Genomic DNA, 7240 nt, shown 5'->3' with positions numbered 1-7240 from the left:
CCGCCGGCGCCGCCCACACCGTCGATACCGGCTCCGCCGTTGCCGAACAGGAACCCGCCGTCGCCGGCGTCGCCGAACCCGCCCCACTGACCGAACAGGCTGTCGTTGACGCCGTCGAAGCCGTCGATACCGTCGCCGATCAGGTCGCGGCCGAACAGCGTGACGAACGGCGCGTTGATCAGGTCGAGGCTGAACGCCCCGAACGGGCTGGTGATCCACTCCTGCAGCCCGGCGTGCAGCGGGGCGTAGAAGAACTGGTCCAGCCACGCGGCCGCATCGAAGGCCTGCCCCGGGCCCGGTAGTGCCAGTACCGCGTCGATCGTGGTGGAGAAGAACGCGTTGGTCGCCGGGTCGAGTTGGTCCACCCAGGTCTGCGCCAGTTGCATCAGGCTGCCCAGGTCGAGGCCGGGATCGGTGGTGTCGACGGCTGCCATCGGCGCGATCAGGTCGATGCCCCAGTCCCAGTCAGCCCGTGCGGGCGAGGCGGGCGTCGTCGGGGTGAGCCCGAGCAGCGCCGCGACGCCCAGCGCGCCGGCCATCCGACCGACGGAGCGCGTCCGAATACCGCCATTGCCTCGCCGGGGTGTGCGCATGGCTCGACCAGCCTCCCTACATCACGTTGACCGGCCGTGTTTAACAGCCTGTGCTTAGGGAACTGTAAGCCAAAGGGGTTAAAAAGTGGAATGTTGGCTACCAGAGGTACGGAAATAGCCGGTAGTTAACCTTTTCGGTGTACTCGCGGTAGCCGCTCAACTCAGCGGTGAGCAGGCGTTCCTCGTCGCGGATCCGCAGCACCAGCAGGGCCAATCCGGGCAGCAGAAAGGCCAGCCCCCAGTAGGAGTCGAGCGCCAACGGCGTCCCGATCATCAGCAGGACGTTGCCGGTGTACATCGGGTGCCGCACCCACCCGTACAGCCCGGTGGAGACCAGCGTCTGGCCCGCTTCCACGGTGACGTTGGCCGCCGCATAACCGTTCTGGATGACCACCACCATGGCGACGCCCAGCCCGATGGCCACCAGCGCATCACCGAGCAGGCACACCGGTGTCGGCACCACCGACCATCCGAAGCGGTGATCGAGGGCGCTGAGCACCAACGTGGCCGCGGAGCAGACGAACACGGCGGTGATCACCAGCCGTTGCAGCGGTCGGCTCTCGGCCAGTGGGCCGGCCCGCATCCGTCGTTGCAGCGCAGCGGGATTGGTCCGCAGCAGATAGATACTGGGAATCCAGGTGGACACCGCGAACACCGCGAGGAACACCCACGCCTGCCAGTAGTGCAGCGTCCCGGCCGGAACGAATAACAACAGCCCGAAGGCCAGCAGGCCCAACGACGCCGAAAGCAGTCCCTTGCCAAAAGGTTTCACGATTTCCTCCTCAGATGGTGAGGTCTCTGCGCCGGAACGCCAAGGCGCCCAGGGTGACCAGTGCGCCGTCGATCACCAGCAGCACCGTCAACGGCACGGCGCTGAACCCGCTACTGACCAGCGGGACATGGCCGAACGGCTCGAGGTCGAGGACCCACTGCGGCAATCCGGCGATGCCGCCGAGCAGATACACCGCGACGAACCCGGTCAGTACCGCCCAGGCGGCGGGAGCGAACCTGGGCGCCACACCGAACAGCGCCACCGCCACCGCCGCGGGCAGCCAGACCGCCGGCAGTTGCACGGCGGCGCTGCCCACCGCCGTGGCCAGTTGTCCGGTGACGTCGCCGGCGGCCGTCCCGTAGACGATCCCGGCCACCACTCCGGCGGCCAGCATCGCGATCGCCGACCCGACCAGCGCGACCGCCAGATGACTTGCCAGCCAACGGTTCCGGGACACCGATCCGGCCAGCAGGGTCTCGGCGCGCGCGGTGGACTCCTCCTGATGCAGCCGCAGCACCAGCGACACCGCGAAGGCCGCGGCGACCATGCCCAGCATCGTGAACGCCACCGCGACGAACGCCTGCTCGAGCGTTTCGGTGCCACCGAGCCGAATGACGATGTCGCGGGCGCCGTCACTGCCGACCTCGTCGCCGATCCCGTGGGTGACGCTGCCGACCAGCAGGCCGTAGAGCAGCAGGGCGGTCGTCCACAACAGCAGCGCGCCGCGATCGAGCCGCCACGCCAACCCGAACGCCCCGGCCAGCATCGGCGCGGCCCGGCGCGGGCCCGGCCGATCGGCCAGCAGTCCGGCGCCGACATCCCGGCGGGCCGCGAGGCGGTAGGCCGACCAGGTCAGCGCCGCCGTGGTGGCCAGATGCAGCAGCAGCACCCACCACCGCTCACCGGCGTAGGGACGTACCTGCAACGACCATCCGAGCGGAGAGAGCCACGACAGGCTGCCGGATCCGGCGTCGCCGATCGCGCGCAAGGTGAATGCCGCGGCCAGCACGCCGAACGCGACACCGCGGGCGAACCGGGCGCCGGGGGACAACTGTGCGGCAACCGCCGCGACGGCGGCGAACACCAGCCCCGAGCAGGCCAGCGCCGCCCCGAACGCCCACGATCCCGCCGCCGGCACGTCAGTGGTGAGCAAGCCCACCGCCCCGATGACGCCGGTGAGCACCGACGCCCCGAACGCCAGCAACAGCGCGCCGGTCAGTCCCGCGTATCGGCCCACCGCGGTCGAGTCGATCAACTCCGTGCGGCCGGCCTCCTCGTCGGCGCGGGTGTGCCGGATGACGGTCAGGATGACCGCGATCGCGATGAGCAGGTGGAAGATCCCGGCTTTCCAGATGCCCACCGCACCGAGGGTGTCGTTGTAGACGGGGCCGTACACCGCGCGCTGCGCCGGACTGGCCATGATGGTCGCCGCCAGACCGGCGCGATCGGCCGCGGTGGGATAGACGGCCGCCACACTGGCGATGTAGACGCCGGCCAGCGGCAGCGACAACAGCAGCACCCACAGCGGCGCGACGATGCGGTCGCGGCGCAGATAAAGCCGAAGCATGCCCAGTGTGCCGGCGAAATCCCGCCCGAGCCGGAAGGGTCCGGATGCCGGCGACGCCTGGGGCACAGCGGCGGTGGTCATGCCCGCGCCGTGTCGTAATGCCGCAGGAAGAGTTCTTCCAGCGTGGGCGGACGGCTGGTGAGGCTGCGCACCCCGGCGGCGCCGAGCACAGCGATCAGTTCAGCGAGACTGGCGCTGTCGACCTGCGCGTGCAGCACGGTGCCGTGGTAGCGCACGTCGGCGACGCCCGGGATGCGGGTGAGATCGCCCGGATCGCGCATCAGGTCGGCCTGGATTGAGGTGCGGTGCAGGTGGCGCAGCGAATCCAGTGAGCCGCTCTCGATGACGCGTCCGGCCCGGATGATCGTGACCCGCTGGCACAGCGCCTCGGTCTCGGCCAGAATGTGGCTCGACAGCAACACGGTGGCCCCCCGACGGCTCGCCTCGGCCACACACTGCTGGAATACGTTCTCCATCAACGGGTCCAGGCCGCTGCTGGGCTCGTCGAGCAGCAACAGCCGGGCGCGCGAGGAGAAGGCCGAGATCAGCGAGACCTTCTGGCGGTTGCCTTTCGAGTAGGTGCGGGCCTTCTTGGTCGGGTCCAGGTCGAAGCGCTCGATCAACTCGTCGCGGCGGCGCTCGTCTATTCCGCCGCGCATCCGGGCGAGCAGGTCGATGATCTCGCCGCCGGACAGCGATGGCCACAACGTGACATCTCCCGGCACGTAAGCGATCTCGCGGTGCAGGTCGACCGCGTCGACCCACGGGTCGCCGCCGAGCAGGCGCACGGTTCCGCCGTCGGCTCTCACCAGTCCCAGCAGGATGCGGATGGTGGTGGACTTGCCGGCGCCGTTAGGGCCGAGGAAGCCGTGCACCTCGCCGCTGTGCACCGTCAGGTCCAGCCCGTCGAGTGCGGTGAGCTGTCCGAATCTCTTCTGCAGTCCCCGGACTTCGATTGCCGGCCAACGGTTGTCAGGTCGCATCGGCTTCCCTCTCCAAGAAGGCGTCGTACATGGTGCGGTCGGTCAGGAGGCCTTCGGTGTAGATTTCCAACGACGGCAGCACCATGTCGCGGGAGTAGTCGCGCAACACCGCGCGCAGATCTGTCGGGTTCTCGTGCATCTGCAGGTACAGCAGAAAGGCGCCCCCGCCGGTGATCGCCAGGTAGCGGGCCCTGGCCTTGGGGTCGCGGCTGGGTTTGATGGTGCCGGCCCGCACGCCCTCGTCCAGGTACCCCTCGGCGTTGTCGACCATCCGCCGCCACAGCGTGGTCGCCAGTTCGCCGCCGGACTGCATGGTGCGCACCAGGTAGGCCATCAGCGATGCGTAGGACTCGATTTCGGCCATCGCGGCGAACCAGGTCGCTGGGTCGGCGGACTGCATCGCCTCGGATTTCCCGCTGCGGATCTCTTCGGCGACGAACTCGTCGCAGGCCCGGCGCAGCCCCTCCTTGGAGCCGAAGTGGTGGATGACCAGGGCAGCGCTCACCCCGGCGGCCTCGGCGATCGCCCGGACGCTCACCCCGAAGCCGTGGCGGCCGAACTGCTCGATCGCCGCGTCGCGGATTTTCGCACTGGCCGTCAGGTCCGCTGAACGCATGTTCAAGATGCTAAACGCGCATTCAGTCCTCGGTCAAGACCTGGGCGCGAGCAGACTCGAAAACACCCATTTCGGGTGCAAAATGGGGGCTTACGTGTCTGCTCGGCGGGAAAAAGCGGGGAACTAGTCGCGGACGGCGGCCAGCAGTCCGTCGCCCAGCGGAATCAGCGCCGGGGTCAGCCGCTCGTCCTCGGCGATCAGCCGGGCCGCTTCGCGCACCGCCACCACCTCGGCGTCATTGGCCGCCGGGTCTCCGGCCCGGCCGCCCAGCGCGGCCCGATGCATCACCACCACCCCGCCCGGCCGCAGCAACCGCACCGCCTCCAGCACGTAGTCGGGCTGGTCGATCGGGTCGGCGTCGACGAAAACCAGGTCGTAGGACTCGTCGGCGAGCCGGGTCAGTACCTCCTGGGCGCGGCCGCTGATGAACCGGGTCCGGCCCGGCCCGATGCCGGCATCGCCGAATGCCTGTTTGGCGGTGCGCTGGTGCTCGGGCTCGATGTCGATCGTCGTCAGCACACCGTCCTCGCCCATGCCCGACAACAGCCACAGCCCGCTGACGCCGGCCCCGGTCCCGACCTCGACGACGGCCTTGCCGCCGCTGAGCTTGGCCAGCAGGCTCAGCAATGCGCCCACCGCGGCGCTGATCGACCCGACGCCGATCTCGCCGGCCCGGTCCCGGGCGGCCGTCAGCACCGCGTCCTCGGACATCGAGCCCTCGGCGTGCGCCAGGAGGGCCTCGGCCCGGCTGGGTGGCGGCGACTGCGGCCCGGAAGTGTCGTCGGTGCTGGCCATGTGCGCAGCGTAAGTCACACCGGCGATCGGCGGTGCACAGGCTCGCCCGCCCGACACGCCCGGGATGGCGCCCGTGTCCGAACCGTTACCTGGCGTGGTACCCGCACCGTGCGGGCCATTCGAACACAAGTTCACAGTCGACGTTCAGGGCCGGCACAGAGCCGACATACCGCGATAGGCAACGGTAGCGGCATGGAACGAGGTAGCAGCCGACCTCGAGGCACCCGGAATACCGGGGGCCTGTCGCACGTTGATCGCGATACCGCATTGCCGTCGCCCGACGGCGGATCTGATACGGAGGATGTCACCATAACCACCCTGCTGCCCCCGGTCGCCATGTCGCACCCGACCACCCACTCGGACCGCTACTCCGACACCGAGTGGGTCGAGCCGTCTGAGGAGCCGCAGGGGACCGCGGTGTTCGACGCCACCGGCGATGTGGCGGCCATGCCGTCCTGGGATGAGTTGGTGCGCCAGCACGCCGACCGGGTGTATCGGCTGGCCTACCGGCTGTCCGGCAGCCAGCAGGACGCCGAGGACCTGACCCAGGAGACGTTCATCCGGGTGTTCCGCTCGGTGCACAACTACCAGCCCGGCACGTTCGAGGGCTGGCTGCACCGCATCACCACCAACCTGTTCCTGGACATGGTGCGCAGGCGCGGCCGCGTCCGGATGGAAGCCCTGCCGGAGGACTACGACCGGGTCCCGGCCGACGAGCCGGACCCCGAGCAGATCTACCACGACGCGCGGCTGGACCCCGACCTGCAGGCGGCGCTGGACTCGCTGGCGCCGGAGTTTCGGGCGGCCGTCGTGCTGTGCGATATCGAAGGGCTGTCCTACGAGGAGGTCGGGGCCACCCTCGGGGTGAAGTTGGGCACCGTGCGCAGCCGCATCCACCGCGGCCGCCAGGCGCTGCGCGACTACCTCGCCAACCGCTCCGGCCAGCGCGAGGGTGCCGCGTTCGGCGGTGTTGCGGCCGGCTGAGCCTGGCCGCCGGCCCCCGGTTGCCGCGTTGGCGCGTCAACTCGCGCTACATTCTTATAAGGGCGATCCTTAATCAAGCGCACTTCGCTGCGGACGCCCTGGCGTACGGGCGTGTGACGGAAGGAGTCCGGTGGTGACGGACCGGGGAGGTGTATTCCGTCGCGCATTCTCCTGGCTTCCGTCGCAGTTCGCCTCGCAGAGTGACGCGCCGGTCGGCGCCCCGCGCCAGTTCGGCTCCACCGAGCACCTCTGCAGTGAGGCGATCGCCGCCTACGTCGACGGCGAGCTGCGGATGAACGCCCACCTGCGCGCCGCCCACCACCTGTCGCTATGCCCGGACTGCGCCGCCGAAGTGGAGTACCAGGGCCGCGCCCGCTCGGCGCTGCGCGATTCGCACCCGATCCGGATCCCCTCAGCTCTGCTGGGCCTGCTGTCCCAGATCCCGGACTGCCCCGCCGACTATCCCCCCGATGAGCCGACGACGCAGCTGCCCGCTCGCTTCACCGACGGCAAGCCGCAAGATCGCCGTAAACGTCGGTAAGGTGGATGCGACGCGGCGTCAGCGCGTGTAAGCGCTTCGCCTGCGGCGCCTGGAAGCCGACGCGGGACCGGAAGAGGAATTAGGTGAGTTCCAACAACGAGAACGCCGGCGGCAACCGCCTGGCGCCGCGGCCCGTCTACCGGCCCCCCGTGGACAGTGCCTCCCAGAAGGCCTTCGGCCGTCCCGACGGGGTGCCCGGGTCGTTCATCCCGGCCGAGGTGCGGCCCAAGAAGTACCGTGAACAGGGCGAATTCACCCCGCGTGACCTGCCGCCGGACCCGGTGCTCCGGGAGGCGTTCGGCCGTCCCTTCGGCTCCGGTCCCTCGTTGCAGCGTCATCCCGCCGATGCCGGCGCGCTGCAGCGCAACGGCAAGCCCGATGAGCTCGAA

7 protein-coding genes and 2 pseudogenes are annotated in these 7240 nt (G+C 69.6%); 3 read left to right on the top strand and 6 right to left on the bottom strand.

The window, feature by feature from the left end:
- The 6 genes and pseudogenes from DQP56_RS21155 to DQP56_RS21130 all read right to left on the bottom strand — a co-directional run.
- Positions 1-539, bottom strand: a pseudogene (locus tag DQP56_RS21155) (hypothetical protein); the annotation flags it as partial.
- Positions 540-690: 151 nt separating this feature from the next.
- Positions 691-1365, bottom strand: coding sequence for a methyltransferase family protein (locus DQP56_RS21150; RefSeq protein ID WP_112688787.1), 675 nt, complete (start codon positions 1363-1365; stop codon positions 691-693).
- Positions 1366-1375: 10 nt separating this feature from the next.
- On the bottom strand, positions 1376-3013 hold the full coding sequence (locus DQP56_RS21145; protein WP_112688785.1) for an ABC transporter permease: 1638 nt from the start codon (positions 3011-3013) through the stop codon (positions 1376-1378).
- On the bottom strand, positions 3010-3915 hold the full coding sequence (locus tag DQP56_RS21140; RefSeq protein ID WP_112688783.1) for an ABC transporter ATP-binding protein: 906 nt from the start codon (positions 3913-3915) through the stop codon (positions 3010-3012). The genes DQP56_RS21145 and DQP56_RS21140 overlap by 4 nt, the downstream gene beginning before the upstream one ends.
- The gene (locus DQP56_RS21135) at positions 3905-4531 is read right to left on the bottom strand and encodes a TetR/AcrR family transcriptional regulator (RefSeq protein ID WP_112688781.1); all 627 of its coding nucleotides are present in this window, start codon (positions 4529-4531) and stop codon (positions 3905-3907) included. The genes DQP56_RS21140 and DQP56_RS21135 overlap by 11 nt, the downstream gene beginning before the upstream one ends.
- A gap of 123 nt (positions 4532-4654) precedes the next feature.
- On the bottom strand, positions 4655-5326 hold the full coding sequence (locus tag DQP56_RS21130; RefSeq protein WP_083038446.1) for an O-methyltransferase: 672 nt from the start codon (positions 5324-5326) through the stop codon (positions 4655-4657).
- A gap of 192 nt (positions 5327-5518) precedes the next feature.
- Between DQP56_RS21130 and sigE the strand changes: the two genes are divergently transcribed.
- The 3 genes and pseudogenes from sigE to DQP56_RS21115 all read left to right on the top strand — a co-directional run.
- Entirely contained in the window at positions 5519-6310 is a 792-nt protein-coding gene (gene sigE, locus DQP56_RS21125) for an RNA polymerase sigma factor SigE (protein WP_370493388.1), read from the top strand.
- Positions 6311-6443: 133 nt separating this feature from the next.
- On the top strand, positions 6444-6851 hold the full coding sequence (gene rseA, locus DQP56_RS21120; protein WP_112688789.1) for an anti-sigma E factor RseA: 408 nt from the start codon (positions 6444-6446) through the stop codon (positions 6849-6851).
- Between the two features lie 83 nt (positions 6852-6934).
- Positions 6935-7240, top strand: a pseudogene (locus DQP56_RS21115) (serine protease); the annotation flags it as partial.

It is taken from the genome of Mycolicibacter senuensis (assembly GCF_003284925.1).
Taxonomy (GTDB): domain Bacteria; phylum Actinomycetota; class Actinomycetes; order Mycobacteriales; family Mycobacteriaceae; genus Mycobacterium; species Mycobacterium algericum_A.
Note: the sequence above shows the minus strand (reverse complement) of the source record. Positions and strands in the feature narration are given on the sequence as shown.

Coding starts and splice junctions, on each gene's coding strand:
- DQP56_RS21145 (WP_112688785.1), bottom strand. CDS start 3,013: ATGACCACCGCCGCTGTGCCCCAGGCGTCGCCGGCATCCGGACCCTTC.
- DQP56_RS21140 (WP_112688783.1), bottom strand. CDS start 3,915: ATGCGACCTGACAACCGTTGGCCGGCAATCGAAGTCCGGGGACTGCAG.
- DQP56_RS21135 (WP_112688781.1), bottom strand. CDS start 4,531: ATGCGTTCAGCGGACCTGACGGCCAGTGCGAAAATCCGCGACGCGGCG.
- DQP56_RS21130 (WP_083038446.1), bottom strand. CDS start 5,326: ATGGCCAGCACCGACGACACTTCCGGGCCGCAGTCGCCGCCACCCAGC.
- sigE (WP_370493388.1), top strand. CDS start 5,519: ATGGAACGAGGTAGCAGCCGACCTCGAGGCACCCGGAATACCGGGGGC.